General features: G+C 61.8%; 1 pseudogene. It reads left to right on the forward strand.

Annotated elements, in window-relative coordinates:
- Positions 1–372, forward strand: a pseudogene (locus IU449_RS28730) (ABC transporter ATP-binding protein); the annotation flags it as partial.

Here is a 372-nt window from a genome sequence, read left to right on the forward strand (position 1 = left end):
TCATCCTGGTCGACGAGCCGGACTCGGGTCTGGATCCGGTGCGTACTTCGTATCTGTCGCAGTTGTTGATCGATATCAACGCTCAGATCGACGCGACGATCCTGATCGTGACCCACAACATCAACCTGGCGCGGACGGTGCCGGACAACATCGGCATGTTGTTCCGTCGTCAGTTGGTGATGTTCGGTCCGCGGGAGGTGTTGCTGACCTCGGAGGAGCCGGTGGTCAAGCAGTTCCTCAACGGTCGGATGATCGGCCCGATCGGTATGTCGGAGGAGAAGGACGAGGCGCAGATGGCGCGCGAGCAGGCGATGGTCGATGCCGGGCACCATCACGGCGGCGCCGAGGAGGTCGAGGGCATCATTCCGCAGA

Origin of the sequence: Nocardia higoensis, from assembly GCF_015477835.1 — a bacterium.
In the GTDB taxonomy this organism is placed as follows: domain Bacteria; phylum Actinomycetota; class Actinomycetes; order Mycobacteriales; family Mycobacteriaceae; genus Nocardia; species Nocardia higoensis_A.